General features: G+C 64.7%; 18 protein-coding genes. 14 read left to right on the top strand and 4 right to left on the bottom strand.

The window, feature by feature from the left end; genetic code table 11:
* Nucleotides 1–7: 7 nt before the first annotated feature.
* Nucleotides 8–367 carry an arsenate reductase (glutaredoxin) gene (gene arsC, locus ACNQQL_RS04765; RefSeq protein WP_034181508.1) on the top strand — a complete coding sequence of 120 codons (360 nt, stop codon included), beginning with the start codon at nt 8–10 and terminating at the stop codon, nt 365–367.
* A gap of 122 nt (nt 368–489) precedes the next feature.
* On the opposite strand, the gene ACNQQL_RS04770 is transcribed toward arsC, so the two are convergent.
* Nucleotides 490–705 (bottom strand): zf-HC2 domain-containing protein, encoded by a 216-nt coding sequence (locus ACNQQL_RS04770; RefSeq protein ID WP_034181509.1) that lies wholly within the window; start codon nt 703–705, stop codon nt 490–492.
* The gene (locus tag ACNQQL_RS04775; protein ID WP_347063378.1) at nt 683–1,282 is read right to left on the bottom strand and encodes an RNA polymerase factor sigma-70; all 600 of its coding nucleotides are present in this window, start codon (nt 1,280–1,282) and stop codon (nt 683–685) included. The genes ACNQQL_RS04770 and ACNQQL_RS04775 overlap by 23 nt, the downstream gene beginning before the upstream one ends.
* A gap of 367 nt (nt 1,283–1,649) precedes the next feature.
* Here ACNQQL_RS04775 and ACNQQL_RS04780 point away from each other — a divergent pair, with 367 nt between their 5' ends.
* Nucleotides 1,650–2,204, top strand: a complete 555-nt coding sequence (locus tag ACNQQL_RS04780; RefSeq protein WP_072444956.1) for an NADPH-dependent FMN reductase — start codon at nt 1,650–1,652, stop codon at nt 2,202–2,204.
* 66 nt (nt 2,205–2,270) lie between these two features.
* Here ACNQQL_RS04780 and ACNQQL_RS04785 read toward each other — a convergent pair whose 3' ends face one another.
* Nucleotides 2,271–4,514: a hybrid sensor histidine kinase/response regulator gene (locus ACNQQL_RS04785; protein ID WP_347063379.1), complete on the bottom strand. Its 2,244-nt coding sequence runs from the start codon at nt 4,512–4,514 to the stop codon at nt 2,271–2,273.
* A gap of 470 nt (nt 4,515–4,984) precedes the next feature.
* Here ACNQQL_RS04785 and ACNQQL_RS04790 point away from each other — a divergent pair, with 470 nt between their 5' ends.
* From ACNQQL_RS04790 to ACNQQL_RS04800, 3 genes are read left to right on the top strand one after another with little or no spacing between them, the layout of a single operon-like run.
* Complete coding sequence (locus ACNQQL_RS04790; RefSeq protein WP_034181513.1) at nt 4,985–5,353, top strand: response regulator; 369 nt, start codon at nt 4,985–4,987, stop codon at nt 5,351–5,353.
* Nucleotides 5,346–5,972: a chemotaxis protein CheC gene (locus ACNQQL_RS04795; RefSeq protein ID WP_347063380.1), complete on the top strand. Its 627-nt coding sequence runs from the start codon at nt 5,346–5,348 to the stop codon at nt 5,970–5,972. The genes ACNQQL_RS04790 and ACNQQL_RS04795 overlap by 8 nt, the downstream gene beginning before the upstream one ends.
* On the top strand, nt 5,969–6,907 hold the full coding sequence (locus ACNQQL_RS04800; protein ID WP_347063381.1) for a diguanylate cyclase: 939 nt from the start codon (nt 5,969–5,971) through the stop codon (nt 6,905–6,907). Before ACNQQL_RS04795 ends, ACNQQL_RS04800 begins: the two co-directional genes overlap by 4 nt.
* A gap of 51 nt (nt 6,908–6,958) precedes the next feature.
* Here the strand turns inward: ACNQQL_RS04800 and ACNQQL_RS04805 are convergent, their stop codons facing one another.
* Nucleotides 6,959–7,843: an alpha/beta fold hydrolase gene (locus ACNQQL_RS04805; RefSeq protein WP_347063382.1), complete on the bottom strand. Its 885-nt coding sequence runs from the start codon at nt 7,841–7,843 to the stop codon at nt 6,959–6,961.
* A 194-nt stretch (nt 7,844–8,037) separates the two neighbouring features.
* Between ACNQQL_RS04805 and ACNQQL_RS04810 the strand changes: the two genes are divergently transcribed.
* From ACNQQL_RS04810 to icmH, 9 genes are all read left to right on the top strand, one after another.
* Entirely contained in the window at nt 8,038–8,370 is a 333-nt protein-coding gene (locus ACNQQL_RS04810; RefSeq protein WP_034181517.1) for a hypothetical protein, read from the top strand.
* Nucleotides 8,371–8,639: 269 nt separating this feature from the next.
* Nucleotides 8,640–9,488, top strand: coding sequence for a presqualene diphosphate synthase HpnD (hpnD, locus tag ACNQQL_RS04815; RefSeq protein ID WP_105391294.1), 849 nt, complete (start codon nt 8,640–8,642; stop codon nt 9,486–9,488).
* Between the two features lie 13 nt (nt 9,489–9,501).
* On the top strand, nt 9,502–10,755 hold the full coding sequence (gene hpnE, locus ACNQQL_RS04820; RefSeq protein WP_347063383.1) for a hydroxysqualene dehydroxylase HpnE: 1,254 nt from the start codon (nt 9,502–9,504) through the stop codon (nt 10,753–10,755).
* Nucleotides 10,756–10,766: 11 nt separating this feature from the next.
* Nucleotides 10,767–12,740 carry a squalene--hopene cyclase gene (gene shc / locus ACNQQL_RS04825; protein ID WP_347063384.1) on the top strand — a complete coding sequence of 658 codons (1,974 nt, stop codon included), beginning with the start codon at nt 10,767–10,769 and terminating at the stop codon, nt 12,738–12,740.
* 54 nt (nt 12,741–12,794) lie between these two features.
* Entirely contained in the window at nt 12,795–13,451 is a 657-nt protein-coding gene (locus ACNQQL_RS04830; RefSeq protein ID WP_416392528.1) for a phosphorylase, read from the top strand.
* Nucleotides 13,452–13,822: 371 nt separating this feature from the next.
* A complete protein-coding gene (gene tssF, locus ACNQQL_RS04835) occupies nt 13,823–15,700 on the top strand; it encodes a type VI secretion system baseplate subunit TssF (RefSeq protein WP_347063386.1) in 1,878 nt (625 codons plus the stop codon).
* Between the two features lie 70 nt (nt 15,701–15,770).
* Nucleotides 15,771–21,695, top strand: a complete 5,925-nt coding sequence (gene tssI / locus ACNQQL_RS04840) for a type VI secretion system tip protein TssI/VgrG (RefSeq protein ID WP_347063387.1) — start codon at nt 15,771–15,773, stop codon at nt 21,693–21,695.
* Between the two features lie 278 nt (nt 21,696–21,973).
* Nucleotides 21,974–22,228 carry a PAAR domain-containing protein gene (locus tag ACNQQL_RS04845; RefSeq protein ID WP_347063388.1) on the top strand — a complete coding sequence of 85 codons (255 nt, stop codon included), beginning with the start codon at nt 21,974–21,976 and terminating at the stop codon, nt 22,226–22,228.
* Nucleotides 22,229–22,495: 267 nt separating this feature from the next.
* Nucleotides 22,496–23,200: a type IVB secretion system protein IcmH/DotU gene (icmH, locus tag ACNQQL_RS04850; protein ID WP_347063389.1), complete on the top strand. Its 705-nt coding sequence runs from the start codon at nt 22,496–22,498 to the stop codon at nt 23,198–23,200.
* Nucleotides 23,201–23,224 lie beyond the last annotated feature (24 nt).

Below are 23,224 nucleotides of genomic sequence, written 5' to 3' on the forward strand. Positions count from 1 at the left end.
GACCTGAATGATGATCACGATCTATCACAACCCCCGGTGCTCGAAATCACGCGAGACGCTTGCATTGGTCGAGACGCTGAACACGACCGGCACGCCGGTGAACGTCGTCGAATACCTGAAGACGCCGCCGACGGTCGAGGAACTGGAAGCGCTGCATCGGCAACTCGGCCGCCCGGTTCGCGACATGCTGCGCGACGGAGAGGAGCCGTACAAGACACTGGATCTGGCACGCGCGGATCTGACCGATGCGCAAGCCTACGAGGCGATTGCTGCTCATCCGGTTTTGCTGCAGCGTCCGATCGTCGTCTATCGCGGGAAGGCGGCCATCGGCCGGCCGCCCGAATCGGTGCAGGCGCTGTTCGAATAATTCTTGCCCGGCGTATTTTTCTTACTGCATCAGCCCGGCGTGCACGCCAGCAATCGAAGCCGGTGGGATCGCCGGGCAGCGCACACCCACAGCCCGGACGACAGCGGCAACGCGGGCCGGATCTAGCCCGCCCCGGACGACGTGTCGTCGTCGCCCGGTTCCCGCCCCGCCGCCGCTTTCGCGGCCGTCCGCAGCAGTGCAATCTGCCCGCGATAGGCTCTGCAGCCACTGCAGGTCGGCAGGTGCACGCGCACCTGCAGGCGCTCATGCAGGGTCAGATGCCGGTCCAGCGCATCCGACAGCAGTCGCGTCACGTCAGTACATTTCCCCGGCAGCATCTTCGGTCGTCAGTCCTTTTTCGCTCAGGCAGGTTCGCAGGCGCGTGCGCGCCCGATACAGCAGCACGCTGCAATGATTCGTCGTCAGCGTCAATTCGCTGCAGATGTCCGTCATCTCGACGTCGAGGAATTCGCGCATCATGAACACGCGCCCGATCTGCTCCGGAAGATGGTCGAGGCAGACTTGGAACAGCGTCCAGAACTGCTGCTGCTGCAACAGCGTTTCGGGGCGCGGCCACGGCCGCGGCTTCGCATGCGCGGCCCAGTGCCCGTTTTCCTTGAACAGCTCGCGATCGAGCACGGATTCGCCGTCGAGCTCGGCGTCGAGCGCGGACAGGCTCACCGTCCGCTGCCGCGCACGCAGCACGTCGATCAGCTTGTTGCGCAGGATGCCGAACACCCAGGTCTTGTGGGCCGACAGCCCCGCGAAATCGCCCGCGTGCGACCACGCGGCGGTCAGCGCTTCCTGCACGGCGTCTTCGGCCGCGTCGGCATCGCGGAGCTGGAGTCGCGCGAAGCGCAGCAGGTCGCGCCGCAGTTGCGCGAGATAAACGGGGTCGTCGTATGGGGACGGCATGTCAGGGTGGCAATGTCTCGAGGCGATCGCGCTTGCGTCACAGGGCGGGCGCATCGCGGTGCGAGCAGCTTACTGGGCGCGCTGCCGGCCTGCAACGTCTGTTCCGTCACGAATTCACGAAACCGGCGGGCGCGCTGCGCTATGCTTGCCGAAACCCGTATCGCGCACCGAAGGCGCCGCGCGGCGGGCAGTTTGTAACATCAGAACATAACGGTCGAGTTATCCACAATTTCTGTGGAAAACCTTGTGGAAAGTCGGCCGGACGGCCCCGTCGGGCGGTTCGCGGGCTGGCTTGCCTATAAACAGACCTTTGTCACCTGTTCGGAAGCAATCGATCCGATTCCTCACTCACCGGAAGGAGAACGTCATGTCCTATCGTATTGCGGTCGTCGTCGGCAGTCTGCGCCGCGCTTCGTCGAACCGCGCACTCGCGCACGCGTTGATCTCGCTCGCCCCCGCCGATTTTTCGTTCGAGTTCGTCGAGATCGGCGAACTGCCGCTGTACAGCCAGGACTACGACGCGGATTTCCCGGAAGTCGCGAAGCGCTTCAAGCAGTCGATCGAAGCCGCCGATGCGCTGTTGTTCGTCACGCCCGAGTACAACCGGTCGATTCCGGGCGTGCTGAAGAATGCGCTCGACTGGGGCTCGCGCCCGTGGGGTTCCAACTCGTGGTCGGGCAAGCCGGGCGCGGTGCTCGGCACGTCGCCGGGCGCGACGGGCACCGCGCTCGCACAGCAGCACCTGCGCAACGTGCTCGCGTACCTCGACGTGAAGACGCTCGGGCAGCCCGAGATGTTCATCAAGCACGACCCGGCGCGCATCGACGAGCAGGGCCAGATCGTCAGCGAGGACACCCGCAAGTTCCTGCAAGGCTTCGTCGATCGCTACGCGGGCTGGGTGCGCCTGCTGAAGGCGGCCTGACGACGCCGGCCTGATCGCGGCGGCCTTCAGGCCGCCGACGCCGGCGGCCGGCCCGCACGCGGCGGGTTACGTGCCGGTGTGCCGCGCGTCGCGCGCTTCGCGGATGCCCAGCAGGATCTCGTCGAGCAGCGCGATGTCGAACGGCTTCGACAGCACGCGGACGTTGACGGTGCGCGTGCGGTCGAGCTCCTCCGCATAACCCGTGACGAGAATCACGGGCAGCTTCCCCGGCCGCTTCTCGACCGCTTCGGCGAGGTCGATGCCGTTCAGGCGGCCCGGCATGTGGATATCCGAAATCACGAGGTCGAACGCGTCGTTCGCGGCCGCGCCTTCGATCAGGCGCAACGCGTCGTCGGCGGTGGGTGCATAGGTCACGCGGTGCCCGAGCAGCGAAAGCAGCGCTTCGGTGCCGGCCGCGACTTCGCTGTTGTCCTCGACGAGCAGCACGTGCAGCCCGGTGAGCGCGCTTGCGTCTTGCACGACGGCCTGCGGCCGCACGACGACGTCCTCGGCGCGCGCGCGCGGCAGGTAGAGGCGCACCGACGTGCCGGCGCCGACAGCGCTGTCGATCGTCGCGAGGCCGCCCGAGCGTTCGCAGAACGCGAACACCTGCGGCAGCCCGAGCCCCGTCCCCATCCCCTGCGCCTTCGTCGTGAACAGCGGTTCGAACGCGCGCGCAAGCACGTCGGGCGCCATGCCTGAACCCGTATCGTCGAGCGAGATCTGCACGAAATCGCCGGTCAGCGGAAAGCCGTCCTCGCGACGCAGCGTCACGTTGCGCGCGCCGACCGTGAAGCGGCCGCCGGTCGCCATCGCGTCGCGCGCATTGACCGCGAGGTTGATCACCGCGAGCTCGAGTTCCGCAACGTCGACGCGAATCGGCCAGACGCCGGGCTCGATCGCGACGACCAGCGACGATTTCGAACCGAGCGATGTCTTCAGCAGCTCGCGGCACGTGCCGACCCATTGCCCGATGTCGATCGTCTCGTTGTGCAGCGGCTGCTTGCGCGCGACGCCGAGGAGCTGGCGCGTGAGCGACTGCCCGTTCTTCAGCGCGCGTTCGATCGCGCCGAGTTCCTTGTCGAGATGCTGGACGCCGCGCCGCCGCGCGATCTGCACGTTGCTCGAGATGATCATCAGCAGGTTGTTGAAGTCGTGCGCGACGCTGCCGACGAGGTTGCCGAGCGCCTGCATCTTGCGCGACTGCCGGTACGCCGATTCGATCGAGCGCCGCATCGACGCTTCCGCCTGCCAGCGGTCCCACGCCTCCTCTTCCGCCTTCAGCCGCTTGAGCGACAGCCAGATCACGGACCACAGCGCGATCGACGGCGCGAACATCGAGATGAACAGCACGCTCAGGTGTTCGTACCATTCATGCCAGATCGCCGACGTGCGGTACGCGCACGACACATAGACGGGATAGCTGCCGACCTGGCGGTACGCGACGATCTCGCTGCTTGCGCCATCGTGGCGCACGCGCACGACGCCCGCGCGCGGATCGTTGCGCGCGTCGCCGAACGTGGCCGTGCGATCGGTATGCGCGAGCGACGGCGGCGGCGGATACGATGCGATCACCGCGCCGTCCGAGCGCGCGAGCGCCATCGTCATCGGCGTGCTCGCGCCGCCGAGCAGGTCGCGGTAGAACGCGTTGAAATACGACGATTTCAGCGCGATCGACACCATCCCGGCGAACGAACCGTCGCTATGACGCCGCGCGACGCCCGTGTTGAATACGGGAATGTTCTCGAGCTTGAGCGGCCCCATCATCAGCCGCGAGATGTGTTCGATGACCTTGCCGTCGCGGATGCCGGCGAAGTCGTCGCGGTTCGCGATCGACGCATAGGGCGCCGGATAGTAGAGGCTGTTGGCGAGCAGCATCCCGCTCGCGCCGAAGATCGACACGGCGGCCACCTGCGGGTAGCCGCCGCCGATCGTGTTCAGCGCTTCGTGGATGTCGGATTCCCTGTTGCGTACGGTCGCGTCGTCCATGTCCTGCACGAGATCGACGATGCGCGCATCGAGGGTTTCGCTCAGGTCGAACACCTTGAGCGCGTGCTCTTCGGCGACGCGTACGGTGCGCATCGTCACGTCGCTCGCGGCGGCCTCGCGCGCCTTCAGGTCGTTGTACGCCATCACCACCACGTAGATGCATGGCAGCACGATCGCCGCGACGAGCAGCACGATCAGCGTCACGCGGCGGACCGCGAAATCGTGCTCGGGCGCACCGGCCGCATAGGTGCCGTCGTCCTGCCAGTCGTCGGCGGGAGCGGAGGCGGGGGCGTGGGAGTCGGCAGGCCGGTCGGACGTCATCGAAGCAGCGGGTGAGGCAGAGGTGCCTGCCATCATAAACGAGTTGTGACGGCCCGCCGCACCGCGCCGTACGAGCACGATCCCGTCGATTCCGACAGGGGGAAATTGTCGGATTGAAAACGCGACGAATCCGGCAGCGCAAACGTACACAAGGAAAAATTTTGCGTACTTATCTCGAAAATGGTCGGGGCTGTTTTCGGAATGACGCGCGATCGGATCGATTCTGTTCGAAATGGTGAAAATGGCGAGTTGCACCGACTTCGGTTTACTCCGAGAATCGCGCCTTGCTTTCCCTATGACAGATATATGCGCCCGCCGGCGTTCGCCGCGCGGTGCGTCGCGCGCACCTGCGTCGCGGCGCCCGCGCCCGGCCGCCAGGCGGTTGCCTGCGCCCGAACGCATGGCGCCTCAAGAAGTGCGCCGCGCGGCCGTTAACGCGAGAGAGACCACTCCGTATACCGCATCGCCCCATGCCTTTGCCGATTGTAATTGCCGACGATTCGCTGCTCGCTCGCAAACTTCTGACAAAGGCGTTGCCGGGAGACTGGGACGTTGACGTCGCGTATGCAGCGAATGGTCGCGAGGCCCTGGCGCTCTATCGTGACGGCAAAGCTTCCGTGATGTTTCTGGACCTGACGATGCCCGACATGAGCGGATATCAGGTCCTGGAAACACTGCGCCACGAAGATCTGAACACGTTCGTGATCGTGGTATCCGCCGATATCCAGCCGCAGGCGCAAGCACGCGTGCGCGAATTGGGCGCGATCGCATTCGTTGCCAAGCCCGTGACGTCGGACGCATTGCTGCCCATTCTCAAGGAGTATGGGTTGTATGCCTGAATCGGTGTTCACGGCGGAGCAACGCGACGCGTTGCAGGAAATCGCCAACCTTGCAATGGGCCGCGCCGCCGCGCGGCTTGCGTTGCTGCTCGGGCGCTTCATCGAGCTGTCGGTGCCGCGCGTGCGCGTCGTGAAAGCGGCCGACGCGGGCGACGCGCTGCGCGAGATGACTGGCATTCACGACAACGTGACCGCCGTGCGCCAGGGCTTCCGTTCCGACATCAAGGGCGAGGCAATCGTGCTGTGCCGTAGCGCGGGCGTCGCGCGGCTCACGACGATCGTCGACCGCACGTTCGGCGATGGCGTGTACGGCGGGATGGCGACGCCGGACGAGCTCATGTTCGACGTCGCGAACGTGCTGATGGGCGCATGCGTCGCGTCGATCCTCGACGAGCTCGGCCGCAAGCCCGTGTTCTTTCCGCCGGGGCTGCTCGGTTCGAACGTGTCGTTCGACGATGTATTCCAGCCGCCCGAGCTCGCGTGGAGTGTCGCGCTGCTGCTCGAGGTGAACTTCGGGCTCGAGGATCATGCGTTCCGTGCCCACTTCGTGATGCTGATGGCCGAGGATTCGATCCGGCTGATGGGCGACGCGCTCGACGCGTTGCTGTCCGCGCTATGACGGCCGCCGCGCCGTCGCTGAGCGACCTCGTGATCGAGCGGGTGGGCTTCGGCCTGTTCGTGCTCGACCGTTCGATGAGCGTGCTGATGTGGAATCGCTTCATGCAGGATCACAGCGGCATCCCGGCCGCCGACGTGATCGGCCGCAACCTGTTCGACTGCTTTCCGGAGCTGCCGCGCGCATGGCTGTCGCGCAAGCTCGAGAGCGTGTTCCAACTCGGCAGCTTCGCGTTCAGCTCGTGGGAGCAGCGGCCCTACCTGTTCCGCTTCGAGCACGACCGGCCGATCACCGGCGGCGTCGACTACATGCAGCAGGACTGCACGTTCATGCCGCTCACGCGCGGCCGCGAGGTCGAGGCCGTGTGCGTGACGATCTCCGACGTCACGCATGTGAGCGTGATGCAGCGCGAGCGCGAGGAAGCGGTCGCGAAGCTGCGCGAACACGCGAATCGCGACGGCCTGACCGGCATCGCGAACCGGCGCTTCTTCGAGGCGCGGCTCGGCGACGAATTCGCGCGCTGGCAGCGCTACGGCGGCGACATGTCGGTGCTGCTGTTCGACCTCGACCACTTCAAGACGATCAACGACCGCTTCGGGCATGCGGCCGGCGACGCCGTGCTGCGCGAGACGGCGCGCCGCGTCGCATCGATCGTGCGCGCGCAGGATACGTTCGGCCGTTTCGGCGGCGAGGAATTCGCGCTGCTGCTGCCGTGCACGAGTCTCGACGAGGCCATGCTGGTGGCCGACAAGGTGCGCGACGCGATCGGCAGCTCGCCGGTCGATGCCGAGGGCGTCAGCGTGCCGGTGACGGCGAGCGTCGGCGGCGCGTGCGCGAAAACGGGCGCGCCGACCTGCGACGTGCTCGTCAACGAGGCCGACGCCGCGCTCTATCGCGCGAAGCGGCTCGGGCGCGATCGTTCGGTCGCCTACGCGTAGGCGCGCCCGCCCCGCATCGCGCGAAGCGGCTTCGCCCCGCGCGTGCCGCGCTCAGCTTTTCGCGATGTCGGCCAGTACGCCGGCCAGCACGGCCGGTTCCGACACGAACGGCGAATGGCTGCTGTCGAGCTGGTGCACGTGGGTCGGGTTGCCGGGCGCGAACGCGTCGGCTTCGTCGATGAAGCGCTGCTGCAGCGCGGGCAGGATCACGCGATCCTGCAGGCACTTGATGTAGTGACGGTCGATCGCGCCCCAGCGCGCGGCGGTCGTCGGGACCGCGGTCGCGAACGGCGCGGCCGGCACGTCGCAGGTCATCAGGTTCGCGACGGCCTCGAAGTCGGCCTGCGGTGCGTCGTCGTACAGCGCGCGCTTCATCGTGTCGCGATACGCGGCGTCGCCGCTGCGCGGATCGATGCGCAGCGCACCGGCGACGCGCGGGCTCGCGAGCATCAGCGCGCCGAGCATCTCGCCCTTGTTCTCGGGCGCGCGCACGTAGTCGAGGCCCGGCACGCCCGAGGCCGGCATGAACGCCGCGAGATAGACGATCTTCGCGATCTTTTCCGGCGCGCGTTCGGCGGCCGCCGTGATCGCGAGGCCGCCCATGCTGTGCCCGACCAGCACGACCTTGCCGCGGCCGAGCGCATACGCGTCGTCGACGGCCTGCATCACCTGCGTCGCGTAATCGTCGAGCGTCGTGTTCGCGACCGGCGACGGCTCGGCGCCGAACGCGTCCTTGTCGAGCGGCCGTTCGAGATATGACGCGGGAAAGCGGGCGTTGATGCCGTGCGCGGGCAGGTCGCGCGCGATCGACAGGTAGCCGCGCGCGGCCAGCGCGGCAGCGACGTGCGCGTAGCACCACGCGCCGTGCCAGGCGCCATGCACGAGCACGAACACGGGATGGTCGGCCTGCTGGGGGGCGGTTATGTTCGTCTCCATGGGGTGTTCGTGTTTTTTCGGGAAAGCTGTCATCTTAGACGAACCCGTGCGCGTCCAAGCGCGAACGCACGGTGCGATCGCGTTATCGACAGCGGTCCGTCCCTCTTGTCTCGCGCAGGCCACATTTCGTTCGGATCCGATATGAATTTGAGCCGAAGCGCGCTAATTTGTTGCTTTGCTCGCGATTGCGCCCCATGAACGTCGACTATCTCTTCTACCGGAAGCCGGACAAGCCCGGCCCCTATTCGCTCGACGACCTGGGCGACATTGCGCCGCCGATCGGCCCGGGCGACCTGGTGCGCGCGGGGATCGCGCGCGTGTTCGAGCAGATCGACTGGCAGGAATCGCCCGACGTGCCGGGCGCGTGGTTCGGCACGGGCGGCGCGGTATTCCAGTTCACCGTGGAGCCTGACGGCCGCGTGACGAGCTTCATGGGCTCGCGCCTCGAACGCCGCTCGATGCTGCAGCTCACCCGCGAAATGGGGCTCATTGCGCTCGACCTGCAGCGCGATATCGTTTACGGCTGACGGGCCGCCGGCGCCCGCTGGTGTCAAGTGGCGCCCGTTCCCGCCGAGGCCGGCCTGCCAACGGCCCCCGGCGCCCCGCCGGGCATGGCGCGTGTCCGCCATCGAACTTCAAAGATTGCTATACTTTCGCCCAATTCCGGCTTCCGGCCGGTAATTTGTGCCTGTCTGCGTCGATCGTTCGCATATCTCGCACGCATTGACACCCTGACCATCCCAGCCGGGCATGGCTTCTTCAATCGCCCCGCGTGGGTGTCTCCGTGGAGCTTGTCTTGGCCGTTTCCAATTCCGTCGTGGACGAACAAGAAACCGACGCCGCTGCCGTCACATCGGGCAGTTCCTTCTATCTTGCGATGCGCATCCTGCCGGCCGTGCAGCGCGATGCGATGTTCCAGGTCTACGCGTTCTGCCGCGCGGTCGACGACATCGCCGACAGCGACCTGCCGCGCGCCGAGCGTACCGCGGGCCTCGATCGCTGGCGTGCGGACATCGACGCGTGCTTCGCGGGCCGCCCGCCGCGCCATCTGGCCGCGCTCGACCGCGAGATCCGCGCATTCAACCTGCAGCGCGACGATTTCCACGCGATGATCGACGGAATGGCGATGGACGCGGTAGAAGACATCTGCGCGCCCGACGAGCCGACGCTCGATCTCTTTTGCGATCGCGTGGCGAGCGCGGCCGGCCGGCTGTCGGTGAGGATTTTCGGGATGCCGGAAGCCGAAGGGATCGAGCTGTCGCACCACCTCGGCCGCGCGCTGCAACTGACGAACATTCTGCGCGACATCGACGACGACGCGGCGATCAACCGCTGCTACCTGCCGCGCGAGCTGCTTGCGCGCGAAGGCATCGCGATCGCCGATCCGGCGACGATCGTGCGCGATCCGGCGCTGCCGCGCGTGTGCGCGACGCTCGTCGAGCGCGCGCTCGAGCACTTCCGCCAGGCCGACGCGGTGATGGATACCTGCCCGCGTGCGCAGGTGAAGGCGCCGCGCATCATGTCGGGCGCGTATCGCTGCATTCTCGAAGCCGCGATCGCACGCGGCTTTGCCGCCCCGCGCGCCCCGCTGCGCAAGCCGAAAGCGCGCATGCTGATGATCGCCGCGCGCTACGCGCTGTTCTGAGTCGACCGAGTCGATGCCCAGAACCGTCCACGTGATCGGTGCCGGACTCGCGGGCCTGTCGGCCGCGGTCGAACTGCAACGCCGCGGGCGGCACATCGTGCTGCACGATGCGCACGCGCATGCGGGCGGCCGCTGCCGATCGTGGTTCGACGGGACGCTGAACACGACGCTCGACAGCGGGCTGCATGTGGTATTCGCGGGGCAGGCGGCAACGCAGCGCTACCTGCGCGCGATCGGCGCGGCCGATCAGCTGGTCGGGCCCGCGCTGCCTGAATTTCCGGTCGTCGACGTCGCGTCGCAGCAGCGCTGGACGCTGCGCTTCGGCAACGGGCGCTGGCCGTCGTGGCTGTTCGACGCCGCGTCGCGTGCGCCTGGCACGACGCCGCTCGACTACCTCGCGCTCGCCCCGCTCGCGTTCGCGCGCACGGGCCGCTCGCTCGCACAGACGATGCGATGCGACGGCGTGCTGTGGGATCGTTGGCTGCGGCCGTATTTGCTCGGGGTACTGAACGTCGAGCCGCGCCACGCGAGTGCCGAGCTCGCGCGCGCGGTGCTGTGCAGCACGTTTGCCGCGGGCGGCCCCGGCTGCCGTCCGCTCGTCGCGCGCCACGGGCTCGGCAGCGCATTCGTCGAACCGGCGCTGCGGATGCTGCAGCACGGCGGCGCGCAGATCCGGCTGAACTCGCGGGCCGACGCGTTCGAGTTCGGCGCGCACGGCAATGCGGTCGATGCGGTCGCGATCGGCGGCGAGCGCGTCGATCTCGCACCGGGCGACGCGGTCGTGCTGGCCGTGCCGCCCGAGGTCGCGTTGCCGCTCGTACCCGAACTCACCGCGCCGGATACATTCAGCGCGGTCGTGACCGCGTATTTCGCGGTCGAGCCGCCGGCCGGCAGCCCGTTGCAGACGACCGTCGTCAACGGCGTCGTCGATGCGGTGCGCGCCGGCGGCGGCCAGCTCGCGGCGACGATCCGCGATGCGGGCCGCTGGCTCGACATGCCGCACGACACGCTCGCGCGGCGGATCTGGGAAGACGTCGCGCGCGTGATCGGCGCGAACCCGGAAACCATCCCCGCGTGGCAGCTCGTCGTCGAGCCGCGCGCGGGCTTTGCGGCGGTGCCGTCGCAGGAAATGAAACGTCCGGCCGTGCGTACGCGCTGGACCAATCTTGTGCTGGCGGGCGACTGGATTGCCACCGGCTTGCCCGCCACGATCGAGGGCGCGATCCGTTCCGGCCAATTGGCCGCGGACGTGCTCCAGACACAATAAGAGAGGGACCGATGAACGATCTCACCGAAATGGCTACCCTGTCCGCCGGCATCGCGCCGGCCGGTGTCGACGCGGCCGTCGCGCGTGCGACCGACGCGCTGCTGGCCGCGCAGAACGCGGACGGACACTGGGTCTACGAACTCGAAGCCGATTCGACGATTCCCGCCGAATACGTGCTGCTCGTCCACTATCTCGGCGAGACGCCGAACCTCGAGCTCGAACAGAAGATCGGCCGGTATCTGCGCCGCATCCAGCAGGCGGACGGCGGCTGGCCGCTGTTCACCGACGGCGCGCCGAACATCAGCGCGAGCGTGAAGGCGTATTTCGCGCTGAAGGTGATCGGCGACGACGAGAACGCCGAGCACATGCAGCGCGCGCGCAAGGCGATCCACGCGATGGGCGGCGCCGAGATGTCGAACGTGTTCACGCGCATCCAGCTCGCGCTGTACGGCGCGATTCCGTGGCGCGCGGTGCCGATGATGCCGGTCGAGATCATGCTGCTGCCGCAATGGTTCCCGTTCCACCTGTCGAAGGTGTCGTACTGGGCGCGTACCGTGATCGTGCCGCTGCTCGTGCTGAACGCGAAGCGCCCGCTCGCGAAGAACCCGCGCGGCGTGCGCATCGACGAGCTGTTCATCGATCCGCCCGTCAACGCTGGGCTGCTGCCGCGCCAGGGTCACCAGAGCGCCGGCTGGTTCGCGTTCTTCCGTGTGGTCGACCATGCGCTGCGCGCGGTCGACGGCTTGTTCCCGAGCTATACGCGCGAACGCGCGATCCGCCAGGCCGTATCGTTTGTCGACGAGCGCCTGAACGGCGAGGACGGCCTCGGCGCGATCTATCCGGCGATGGCCAACGCGGTGATGATGTACGACGTGCTCGGCTACGCGGAGGATCATCCGAACCGCGCGATCGCGCGCAAGGCGCTCGACAAGCTGCTCGTCGTGCAGGAGGACGAAGCGTATTGCCAGCCATGCCTGTCGCCGGTGTGGGACACGTCGCTCGCGGCGCACGCGCTGCTCGAAACCGGCGATGCGCGCGCCGAGGAAGCCGTGCTGCGCGGCCTCGACTGGCTGCGTCCGCTGCAGATCCTCGACGTGCGCGGCGACTGGATCTCGCGCCGCCCGAACGTGCGGCCCGGCGGCTGGGCGTTCCAGTACGCGAACGCGCACTACCCGGACGTCGACGATACGGCCGTGGTCGTGATGGCGATGGACCGCGCGCAGAAGCTCAGGCAGTCGGACGCGTACCGCGAATCGATGGCGCGCGCGCGCGAATGGGTCGTCGGCATGCAGAGCAGCGACGGCGGTTGGGGCGCGTTCGAACCGGAAAACACGCAGTACTACCTGAACAACATCCCGTTCTCCGATCACGGCGCGCTGCTCGATCCGCCTACCTCCGACGTGTCGGGCCGCTGCCTGTCGATGCTGTCGCAGCTCGGCGAGACGGCCGCGAACAGCGAGCCGGCCCGCCGCGCGCTCGACTACATGCTGAAGGAGCAGGAGCCGGACGGCAGCTGGTACGGCCGCTGGGGGATGAACTACGTGTACGGCACGTGGACCGCGCTGTGCTCGCTGAACGCGGCCGGCCTCGGGCCTGAAGACCCGCGCATGAAGCGCGGCGCGCAGTGGCTGCTGTCGATCCAGAACAAGGACGGCGGCTGGGGCGAGGACGGCGACAGCTACAAGCTGAACTACCGCGGTTTCGAGCAGGCGCCGAGCACGGCGTCGCAGACGGCCTGGGCGCTGCTCGGCCTGATGGCGGCCGGCGAGGTGAACAACCCGGCCGTTGCGCGCGGCGTCGATTACCTGATCGCCGAGCAGAACGAAGAGGGTCTGTGGGACGAGACGCGCTTCACGGCGACGGGCTTCCCGCGCGTGTTCTACCTGCGCTACCACGGCTATCGCAAGTTCTTCCCGCTGTGGGCGCTCGCGCGCTACCGCAACCTGAAGCGCGACAACGCGACGCGCGTCGCGGTCGGGATGTAACGCGTGGGCGCATCACGGCACAACGGCGCATTGCCCGTCATCGCGGTGACGGGGATGGCGTTCGAGGCGCGCATCGCGCGCGGCGACGGCGTCGAGGCCGTGTTCGCCGCGCGGGCCGACCGGCTCGAGCGTGCGCTGGCCGACGCGACCGCGCGCGGTTGCGCGGGCATCGTGAGCTTCGGCACGGCGGGCGGGCTCGCGCCCGATCTGGAACCCGGCGCGCTCGTGATCGCGAACGCGATCGACGGGCCGTTCGGCCGCGTCGAGACCGATACGGGCTGGAGCGCGCGGCTCGTCGCCGCGCTGCACGACACGCCGGTCTGGGCGCGCGTCACGCGCGGCACGATCGCGGCCGTCGGTGCGCCGGTCGTCAGTGCACAGGAAAAGGCGTCGCTGCACCACGCGAAGGGCGCGCTCGCCGTCGACATGGAGTCGCACATCGCGGCGGCCTTCGCGGCCGCGCGCGGCGTGCCGTTCGCGGTGTGCCGCGCGATCGTCGATCCGGCGTGGCGCACGCTGCCGCGCGCGGCGACGGCCGGCCTGCGCGACGACGGCAGCACGGCGATCCTGCCGATCCTGCGCGAACTGCTGAAGCAGCCGTCGCAGCTCGGCCCGCTGCTGCAGGTCGCCAGCGATGCGCGCGCGGCGCGTACGACACTGATCCAGGCACGCCACGCGTTCGAGCGTGCGGGTGCGATGCGGATCGTCTGAGCGGCGTTCGCCGCTTTCTGCTTTTCCCCTCCCCTTCTTTTTTAATTTTGCGTATGCGCAAAATGCGCGCTGCATCATGCAGCGCGCTTCGTCCATTCGAGACCAGTGCAATTAGCACAACGGTGTGGAGAATGAGATTCCTGAGATCTCCAAGCAAGGAACGCCGACACTGAATTTCAGCGGTGGATCCTATTGCGGATGATCAGGATAACGACTCATATCTCACAAAAGCTCACGGCTTAAGGCATGCGAATCCAGCCTATCAGTTCCGTCAGGTATTTTTTGAGATGGCCTTTGAGGCTAGCATTCAATGCATTGTCGACAGCGAGTCTGTCGGAGGTCTTGTACGGAATCCAGAATTCTCTCTCGTCATGAACCCTCGTCTCCTTGATGCTTACAACCGGGAATTGCTCTATTTCAAGGAATTGATGGAGGAGTTCGCCCAGGCACGTCCAAAAATAGCGCGTCGGCTCGGCATGCATGCCGGTGAGATCGCCGACCCCGTTGTCGAACGTCTGGTACAGGCAGCGAGTTTTTCAACCGCTCGGCTGCAATTGAAACTGGATGCAGAATTCCCCCTGCTGACCAGTCGACTGCTGGAAACCGTCTATCCGAATTACGTCGCACCGACGCCCTCGATTGCCGTTGCTTGCCTCCATCCCGATGATCAGGAAGGCAGTTTGCTCGAAGGGTTTTGCATACCTCGCGGCACGGAGTTCGCGAGCCGTGTGCCGGACGGCGAACGCACCTCCTGCACATTTCGTAGCGGTCTGGACGTGACGCTGTATCCGTTGGAGATCGTTTCTGCGAGGTTGACGGGGGTTCCACCTGATATTCCATCGATAGAACGATATGGCGTCGCACACAGGCCGATTCGCGGTGCGCTGCGTCTCAGGCTCCGTACTACGGGCGAAGCACGATTCAATGAGTTGCGCGGTCTGGATCGATTGCCCGTCTACCTGGCAGGTGACGAACGTGTGGCGTCACGGCTGTTCGAGTTGATCCACGCTGGCGCCGTGTCATCCGTGACGGGGGGGCCGAGCCGCTTTGCTGATCCCGATCAGGCACTCGGGATCGTCTTCGATCGGGCGGTCGACTACACGGGATTGACTACCGACGAAAGTTTGCTGCCACTGGCCGGGTCGAAGTTTCACGGTCATAACCTGCTGCACGAATATGCAGCGTGCCCCGCGCGTTTCTGGTTTTTCACGCTGACCGGTCTGAATGCGGGGCTGCGACACGTGACCGATCGTGAAGCCGAAATCGTCGTGTTGCTCGATCGCTTCGACAGTGCACTGGCCGAGCACGTCGACGCATCCCGGTTTGCACTCTTTTGTACACCGGTCATCAACCTGTTTCGTCGCAAAACCGATCCTGCCGAGATACCGCGCATGGGCGGCGAGATTCTGTTGCAACCTGACAAGCAGAACGGCTCGGACTACGAGGTGTTCGCGGTGGAAGCGTTGCATGGTCTTGTGAGCAAAGGCGCGGCGTCGCTTGAGTTTCGTCCCTTGTATCGAGCACTGGTGAACGACGAAACCAATCACGGGCGCCATTTCACGACGCGCCGCGAACATCGCATGACGGAGGCGTCATGTCGCCGTTACGGTGCTCGCGTCCCGTACACAGGTACCGATGTTTACGTTTCGCTGGTTGATCAGGACGAGGCACCCTATTCACAGGCAATGAAATATCTGTCGGTCGACGTCTGGTTGACGAACGGTGGTCTGCCAAGCTTGTTGATACCTGATGGCACGACGGACCTGACCGTTGGTATCAGTGCGCCGGTAAGCCGAACCAGACTGATTCGTGCGCCGAGCCCTGCGCGTGCGCCGCTTGCACAGGGGAGCGTGGCATGGCAGTTGATCGGTCAATTGAATCTCGGCTACGGCAAGTTGGAGGCTAAGGATGGAAGCGGACTGCGCGACATTCTCGCTTTGTTCGCTGCTGCCGACGATGTGCGCTTGCGCCGTCAGATCGACAGCCTGATCCATATCGATACGCGTCCCGTGACGAAGAAGCTGCCCGGGCAGAGCCAATTGCGGTTCGGTCGCGGCATCGAATGTGTGCTGACGGTGGATGAAACGGGCTTTGACGGCACGAGTCCGTATCTATTCGGGACGATCCTCGAATACTACGTAGCGCGTCACGTTTCGACACATTCCTTTACTCAGTCCGTGCTGCGCTCGCTGCAGCGCGGCGAGTTGATGCGCTGGCCGGTTCGAATGGGGACGCGCAGCGCACTCTGATTCACGGGGGAAATCGGCTCATGCAGTCGGTAACACAGAACAACAATCAAGCGAACGAGGGCCAGCACGCATGTTGAATTTCAAGACGAACCGGACGCTTTCGGTCAGCGGCCCTGCGCTGCCGGAGCTGGAAGGCATCGCATCGCTGCTGTATCTGAGCGCGATCCGCGGTGCGGAACGACTCTCCACGTTGTACGCCTATGAATTGTGGCTGACGACGCCCGCCGATCCGCTGCTGCCGGTCGACGTGCTGGCCAACCTGGATTTGAAGGCGATGCTCGGCAAGGAACTGACCGTCACGATTCAACTGGACGGGATGGGCAGCTTCGTCGCGGGAATGGCCGGGCAAGCGGGCGCCGTCAATCTGGGTGCCGGCACGCGAGAAATCAGCGGTGTCGTGACGGCGGCGAGTTACGTGGATCAGTTGAATCGTCAGTCGCGCTACCGGGTCGTCCTGGAACCCTGGTTCGCATTGGCGCGAGAACGAACCGACTACCGCATCTTTCAGCGCAAGAGCGTGCTGGACATTCTGCGCGAGGTGTTCAGTCTTTACCTTTACTCGTTCGAGATGCGCGTTGGCCGCACCTATAAGCCGCTACGCTATCAAGTGCAGTACGGCGAGTCCGATTTCGCATTCGCGCAGCGATTGATGGAAGAGCACGGCATCACGTGGTTCTTCGAACATTCGCAAGGCATCCACCGAATGGTACTGGTCGATGGTCCAGGTGCTTACCGGCGCGTGGAAAGCGTTGCGTACCAGACGCTTGCGTACTACCCGCCGGGCCAGAAGATCGATCGCGAGTATGTCGACCATTTCGAAGCAACCGAGCGTCTGCGCTCGGGGGGGTGGACCACGGACGATTTCGACTTCGAGAAGCCGGGTGCGACGCTGACCACGCAGAATAGCCTGCCGCGCGATACCGCGCACAATCAGCTCGAACGTTACGAATGGCCGGGTGACTACACGGAAACAGAGGACGGCCGCGTATTCGCGCAGGTACGCATGGAGGAGATTCACGCGCAGGGCGAGCGGGCGAAGGGCGAGGGCAACTTGCGCAACGTAGTGTGTGGCACGACCTTTGTGCTGACTGGTCATCCGATGGCGATCGCCAATCGCGAATATCTTGTGATCGAGTCAGAACTGGACGTGAAGGAAACCGGACAGACCACCGGGTTTTCAGCCTACGCGATTCGCAGCAAGTTTATTGTTCAGCCGTCAACCACGGTATTCCGTCCGCCGCGCACGATCGGGAAACCGCGCACGCGCGGTCCGCAAACGGCGATCGTGACCGGGCCCGAGGGTGCGGAGATCTGGACCAACAAGAACGGCGAGGTGACGCTCAAGTTCCATTGGGACCGATCTAGCGTGAAGGACCAGAATTCATCGTGCTGGGTGCGGGTGTCGTATCCGTGGGCGGGCAGCAACTTCGGCGGAATCCATATTCCCCGAGTGGGCACCGAAGTTGTCGTCGATTTCGAGAACGGCGATCCGGATCGACCGATCGTGACCGGGCGCGTCTACAACGCGATGACGATGCCCCCGTGGACGTTGCCGGCCCATGCGACGCAAAGCGGGATCCTGACGCGCTCGACCAAGGGCGGCGGATACGGCAACGCCAATGCGATCCGCTTCGAGGACAAGAAGGGTGCGGAGCAGGTCTGGATTCAGGCCGAGCGCAATCTCGATGCGGTGATCGAAGCCGACGAAACACACACGGTGGGGCATGACCGCACGAAAAGGATCGGCCACGACGAGACGGACCATATCGGACGTCACTGGAAGTTGTCGACCGGCGGCTACAAGTTCGAGACGGTGACGCTCGCGTCGGTGAAGAGCGTGGGCATGGGCGCGATGCTCAACGTCGGGATGGCGTACAACGTCAACGTCGGCGGGCTGTACTTGCGTAACGTCGGATTGCACATGGCGAGCACGGTCGGCCAGAACCGGACCGATCGCGTCGTGCAGGACTGGACGGCGGATGTCGGACACACCTACACGCTGACCGTGCGCGGTAAGGCCGTTGGCGACGCGGTGAGCGCCGACCAGGCGAACCCGATCGAACCGTCGCCCGACTTCGCTCCGCAACTGCCGGTGCCGGTATCGAGCTCGAACGCAAACCAGCTGCGCATCGCGGATACCGGCGAAAGCAGCCTGTCGGGCGCGAAACAGGCGCAACTGACGGGCCCGGGCGGGACGGTCACCATCGACGAATCCGGTATTCACCTGAAAGGCACGGCGATTTACCTGCAAGCGCCGACGATCAGCATGACGAACGGCGATGCAGGCGGCCTGGTGCCGGTGACCGAAGCCGATTGCGCGGAGTGCGCGAAGAAGACCGTCAGCGGGAACCCGGTTGACCTTGCAACGGGACAGAAGGTGCTGTCGCATACGGACTTTACGTTGCCGGGGCGCGTCTCGATTCACTGGAGCAGGAGCTACCGAAGTGCGGACCAGCGCAGCGGTAGCCTGGGCGTGGCGTGGAAGTTGCCGTATGCGACCGAGGTGCGCACGAGTTCGGCGGGATTGGTCTACTTCGATGCGGACGGGCGGCAATTGCAGTTTCCGGCGCTGAGCCCCGGCGAAGAACACTTCCATCCGATCGAAAAGATCACGCTGACACGCGGTGACGACAACGCGTCGGGCGCCACCTACGGACTGCGCTTCGGCAACGGCGTCGAAGAGCATTACAGCCGTCACCCGGTCGACGAGACCCGCTGGCAGTTGCAGCGCGTCACGACACGCGACGGGCAGAGCCTGACGCTCGGCTATACGGCCCAGGGCTGGCTGGAAACAGTCCGCAACAATCGGCATACCGTGCGCTGCGAACTGGACGACGTCGGCCGGATCACAAACGTACTGCTCGATCAGGGTTTCGGAAGTGAGCCACTGCACCTGACGCGCTATGTGTACGACGCGCACGGTGATCTGATCGCGGCCACCGATCGCGAGAACCTGACGTGGCGGTACGGCTACGACAACCATCTACTGACGACCTATCGCACGCCGGCCGGCGCGACGCACGTATCGGAGTGGAGCGATGACACGCCGAGCGCGTACTGCCTGCGCACCTACGCCTATACCGAGAACGCCGATGGCCAGCGGGTCATCACGAGCGAGACGCGTTTCGATTACCTGCCGTCGTTGCGTGCGACACGGGTGACGGATGGCTTGGGGCACACGACCGAATACCACTACAACGGTTTGTGGGCGGTCGAGAGGATCGTGCATCCGGACGGCAGCATCGAGCAAACGCATTTCGACGAGACGGGAAGCGTGGCGGGCTATACGGACGGGCTTGGCCGCACGACGCGGATGGTGAACGATACGCGAGGCAATCCGACGTCGATCATCGATCCGGCGGGCCAGGTCACGCGCATCAGCTACAACGACCAGAACTTGCCGCAGCAGATCACGGACCCGGCTGGACAGGTCTGGCAGCGTAGCTACGACGGGCAAGGTCACCTGACGAACGAAACCGATCCGCTCGGGAATGTGACGCGTTACACATACGAAAACCGCTTGCCGGTCACGCGCACGGATGCGCTGGGCAACGTGACGAAGATGCAATGGGACGACGCGGGGCAGCTCATGGCGCGCACCGATTGCTCGGGGCAGACGACGGCCTATCAGTACGATCAATTCGGCCAGTTGATCGAGACCACGGATGCGTTGGGCCAGGTCAGCCGCCACAGCGGCAGCTTGTCTGCGCGCGTGACGGCGGTGCAGCCGGCCGGCATGGGTTGGTGGAAGATCGAATACGACGACGCAGGCAGGGCAATCGCGCATACGGATCCGCTCGAGCGTGTGACGCGGGTGGACTGGGATGGATACGGGCAGCGCACGCGAATCGTCGATCCTGCGGACGGTACGCAACAGTTCCAGTATGACGCGATTGGCCGTCTGACGACGCTGACCAATGCGAACCGGGAAGCGACGACGTTCCGCTACGACAGCCGAAACCGGTTGATCGAACAGACCGGCTTCGACGGCCGCCGGCAAAGCTACCGGTACAACGCGGCAGGGGAAATGGTCGAGCGCATCGATCACGGCCAGGACGGGCAGATCACTACGCATGTGACCTACGACGTGCTCGGGCGCCCGGTGGAGCGCAGATCGAGCGACGGCAGTCAGGCGAGTTATCGGTACGACGCGCGGGGGCTGCTGACGCAGGCACAGGCGGTCTCTCCAGGCCGGGCGCCGGTGCAGGTCACTTACGAATACGACGCGGCAGGGCGCCGCACGGCAGAGGTGCAGGCGCATCACGGGCGCGTCTGGCGACTCACGCACGGGTTGGATGCGATCGGGAATCGCGACTGGACGCACGTGCCGGAAATCGGCTCGCTGGTGTGGCAGCGCTACGGCTCGGGCCATGTTCACGGGTTGCTGCTGGACGAGCATCCGCTGGCGAGCTTCGAGCGCGATGCGCTGCATCGCGAGATTCAGCGCACGCAAGGTCCTGCGTCACACCACTTCGGGTATGGTGCGAACGGCTTGCTGGCTGCGCATCGGTGGCAGAACCTCGATGAACGTGGGCGCTCGCTTGAACATCCGCGAGCCTGGCGCGCGTGGCAATACGACGCGGCCGGCCAGCTCACGACACTGGACGATGCGTGGCGGGACAAGAAGACGTACCAGTACGACGCGTTGTCGAGACTGACGCACGTGACGGCGGCAAGCGGCACGGAAGCGTTTCATTACGATCCGGCGGGGAACCTGCTGGGTGCTGCGCCGACCCTGAACGGCGCGCAGGCATGGAAGGCAAGCGGCGATCGGTTGCTGCGGTTTGCGCCGCAGACGCGCCCGGATCGGCCGGTGGATTTTACGTACGACGGGCACGGGAATCGCATTGCGCGGACGGTGCCGTTGCCGCCGAAGCCGGAGTTGAGCGAGACGGAACAGCGCAGCCAGCGCGGCGCGGACAACCTGCTGCGGGTGATGGAAGTGCTAACGGGCACGCCGAAGTACGAGGAGCCGACAGAAGAGCCGGAGGTGACGCGGTATCGATACGACGGGAGCCACCAGTTGATCGCGATAGAACACGCGGACGGTGCGAGGAGCGAGTACGAATACGACGCGCTCGGGCGGCGGGTGGCGAAGCATCACACGCAGGCGGGCGGCGTGCGGCAGACGTCACTGTTCATGTGGGACGGGGACTGGATGATGCAGGAAGTGCGGACGGGGCGTACGGCGCACGACGATAACGCTGTGACGTACGTGCCGCATCCGGATCACGAAGGTCCGTTGACGCGGCTGGCGGATGGCGAGGCGTGGCATTACGTGACGGATCACCTCGGGACGCCACAGGAGTTGTATGACGAACAACGCGAGGTGGTGTGGGCGGCAGACCTGAGTGCGTATGGGCGCACGAACCGACGGATCGCGCATGTCGTTGAAAATCCGATACGGTTTCCGGGGCAGTATTTTGATGCGGAATCCGGGCTGCACTACAACAGATTGCGGTACTACGATGCGAAAATTGGACGTTACATTAACCAAGATCCAATTGGATTGCTGGGTGGATCGAATCACTATTCCTACGCCGACCGAGATCCTGTCAATAGAATCGACCCAAGTGGGGCATTCGCGTTTCTTATACCGGTAGCGCTCTTTGTTGGGAGAGCCCTGGGCGGAGCTGCTGTTGATGCCGGTATTCAACTTGCAAAGCAAAGGGTTTTCACGGGAAAAGTAAATTGGAAGTGTCTGGACGTGGCTGATATGGCAATTTCTGGCGCGTTTTCTGCAATTCTACCGGGGCTGGGTGCTTCCGCAGGGAAGGCAATCAAGTCCGCGAAGGCGGCACGGACTCTGTCTGGGCAACTGAAGACTGCGCGTAGTACTTCCAAAGTTGCGAAACTTAGTAAGAGGATTGATGCGCACAAGTCGGAAATTTTTAACCAAGTGAAACTTCAAGGGGCAATCCAAGGTGGAAAAGCAGTTATGAAAGGGGCTGCGGGATGTCCTGTATCAGACGATTGCGATGAGGAGGTAGATTGAAGCTCGATAGAAAATTCAGTAAGGTGAATATTTATTGTGTTTTGGTGTTTTTGGGGGTTTTGCCATATTGGTGGTTGAAGTCCAGGTTGGGTGCAATTTATTTTGTGGGAATTTACGTATTGTACGCGCTAGCTATAAGACTGGTGGCTGAGAGATTTGGGAAAGAGGACTGAATTTCCGTCTTCTCATCAACGGTCCCGTCGGCAGTGCGTAACAGCCTGAATTTTTGCCTGAGAGCGTGTCGGGTACATAGAGATAGTTGTCTGAAGGGGTTTTGAATGTCAGCTTTTGTCGCAACGCTTGGCACGTTGACTACCCATGGCGGCGAAGTTACGTCAGCCAGCGTGGGCGTCACGATCAGTGGCCGTCCTGCAGCATGCGTAGGCGATTCCGTGTCGTGCCCATTGCACGGCCCGGGCGTCATTACGAACGGCGGTTTCGGCACGATCAATGGCCGTCAAATTGCTCATCACGGCAGCAGCACGAGTTGCGACGCGACTCTGGTGGTGTCTGATGGCGGCCCAACAGTTTGATCTTGCTTGCGTTGAGCACGATGAACCGAATTCTGAATTTCCGCCGGCATGGCTCAGTCCGTTAGCGCACCCAAAACCGTATCGGCTCGACGCGTGCCCACACCACCGCGACGACCGAACAGCACCTTTCTCTCTGGCAAGAACACGAGGCAGCGATCCAACTCGCGCCACAGTCGTCCATTGGGATCGATTTCGCCGCCTGAAGACGAGCAGACGAGACTGGCTGCGGTACGTGGTCACCGCAATGCCTTGCTGGAGGCGAGCAGAGTGCTGCTTCGAGCGTTTGTGGATATGCCCGCGTTAATCGGCCTCGGCCATGACGAACGCTTGCGCGACCTGCTGATGGACGAAGTTCGCGTATTCGAGCGCCTGTGTGTGCGGGCCAATATCCGCGACGAACATGTGATCGGTGCACGATATTGCCTATGTACCGCGCTGGACGAAGTTGCAATGCGCGAACTTGTCGCGCGAGGCGACACGTCCGGGAGTGTCGCATGGGCTTCCGGAGCGTTAACCCAACGCATTGGGGAGGACAACCAGGGCGGCTCGAAGATCTACGCGTTGTCGCTGCGCTTGTTGAAAGACGAAGCTGACCACTGGCCGTTGCTCGAAGTGATCTACCGGATTTTCAGCTTGGGGTTTGAAGGTCGGTATCCGCATGGCAAGACGTTCGGCGTGCACGACCGGGTACGAGAGCGGATTTGCAACGCGATTGCCGTGCACCTCCCACCTATTCCTGATGCGCTTTCGCCCCACGCGCAATCTACCGCAACGGCTCGCCGGACATTCCATTTCGAAATCCCGGTCTGGATGTCGGTGGCCTTGCTGTCAGTGGCGCTCTGCGCGCTGTATGCCTTTTGCCGCGCCGAGTTGGACGCGCAAGCGGACGATGTGCATCGACAGCTCTCCAACATTGCGCGTGTAGCTTCAGGCAGTGCGATCGACCCGGCCGTGGTCAGCCCGGCACGGTAGTACCAGTGGGACGCCATTCCCCGT

This window comes from Burkholderia sp. LFS061 (assembly GCF_047978125.1).
Taxonomy (GTDB): Bacteria; Pseudomonadota; Gammaproteobacteria; order Burkholderiales; family Burkholderiaceae; genus Burkholderia; species Burkholderia pyrrocinia_C.

What these genes read in the sequence shown, in the direction of transcription:
- ACNQQL_RS04805 (WP_347063382.1), bottom strand. Translation starts at nt 7,843, where the DNA reads ATGGAGACGAACATAACCGCCCCCCAGCAGGCCGACCATCCCGTGTTC.
- ACNQQL_RS04800 (WP_347063381.1), top strand. Translation starts at nt 5,969, where the DNA reads ATGACGGCCGCCGCGCCGTCGCTGAGCGACCTCGTGATCGAGCGGGTG.
- ACNQQL_RS04790 (WP_034181513.1), top strand. Translation starts at nt 4,985, where the DNA reads ATGCCTTTGCCGATTGTAATTGCCGACGATTCGCTGCTCGCTCGCAAA.
- ACNQQL_RS04785 (WP_347063379.1), bottom strand. Translation starts at nt 4,514, where the DNA reads ATGACGTCCGACCGGCCTGCCGACTCCCACGCCCCCGCCTCCGCTCCC.
- tssI (WP_347063387.1), top strand. Translation starts at nt 15,771, where the DNA reads ATGTTGAATTTCAAGACGAACCGGACGCTTTCGGTCAGCGGCCCTGCG.
- ACNQQL_RS04810 (WP_034181517.1), top strand. Translation starts at nt 8,038, where the DNA reads ATGAACGTCGACTATCTCTTCTACCGGAAGCCGGACAAGCCCGGCCCC.
- shc (WP_347063384.1), top strand. Translation starts at nt 10,767, where the DNA reads ATGAACGATCTCACCGAAATGGCTACCCTGTCCGCCGGCATCGCGCCG.
- ACNQQL_RS04830 (WP_416392528.1), top strand. Translation starts at nt 12,795, where the DNA reads ATGGCGTTCGAGGCGCGCATCGCGCGCGGCGACGGCGTCGAGGCCGTG.
- tssF (WP_347063386.1), top strand. Translation starts at nt 13,823, where the DNA reads ATGAACCCTCGTCTCCTTGATGCTTACAACCGGGAATTGCTCTATTTC.
- ACNQQL_RS04845 (WP_347063388.1), top strand. Translation starts at nt 21,974, where the DNA reads ATGTCAGCTTTTGTCGCAACGCTTGGCACGTTGACTACCCATGGCGGC.
- arsC (WP_034181508.1), top strand. Translation starts at nt 8, where the DNA reads ATGATGATCACGATCTATCACAACCCCCGGTGCTCGAAATCACGCGAG.
- ACNQQL_RS04795 (WP_347063380.1), top strand. Translation starts at nt 5,346, where the DNA reads ATGCCTGAATCGGTGTTCACGGCGGAGCAACGCGACGCGTTGCAGGAA.
- ACNQQL_RS04780 (WP_072444956.1), top strand. Translation starts at nt 1,650, where the DNA reads ATGTCCTATCGTATTGCGGTCGTCGTCGGCAGTCTGCGCCGCGCTTCG.
- hpnE (WP_347063383.1), top strand. Translation starts at nt 9,502, where the DNA reads ATGCCCAGAACCGTCCACGTGATCGGTGCCGGACTCGCGGGCCTGTCG.
- ACNQQL_RS04775 (WP_347063378.1), bottom strand. Translation starts at nt 1,282, where the DNA reads ATGCCGTCCCCATACGACGACCCCGTTTATCTCGCGCAACTGCGGCGC.
- ACNQQL_RS04770 (WP_034181509.1), bottom strand. Translation starts at nt 705, where the DNA reads ATGCTGCCGGGGAAATGTACTGACGTGACGCGACTGCTGTCGGATGCG.